General features: G+C 35.7%; 1 protein-coding gene. It reads left to right on the plus strand.

Annotation, left to right across the window (positions count from 1 at the left end; translation table 11 throughout):
* Positions 1–339, plus strand: a 339-nt coding sequence (locus tag FC36_RS12185) for a hypothetical protein (protein WP_420843338.1), incomplete at both ends; no start/stop codon positions are given.

Raw genomic sequence — 339 nt, forward strand, 5'->3', positions numbered from 1 at the left:
TACTAAAAGCTTTAACTATCTGCTAAGAAACAGTAAACAGATAGATAATATTCGAGATGAAAATTATTGTGGTGACTCAACAGAAGCACGTATAAGTCATTGGGTTGCTGAAAGAGATAGTTCGAGACCATGCGTATGGTCAAAAGAAGGACTAGATAGTGTTATGTTCTTTAGATGTTGCCTAATCAACAAAGTTGATATTTATGATAAATACTGTCACTTAGAATACCAAAAGCGTAAAAGTCAACGAGCGGTTGATTTTGATAAAAGAGTTACCCGCAAGGGTAAAATGACAGATAAATACCTAGATACCACGTATAAAGTAGTCTCGGAGGCTCG

It is taken from the genome of Ligilactobacillus equi DSM 15833 = JCM 10991 (assembly GCF_001435735.1).
Lineage (GTDB): Bacteria > Bacillota > Bacilli > Lactobacillales > Lactobacillaceae > Ligilactobacillus > Ligilactobacillus equi.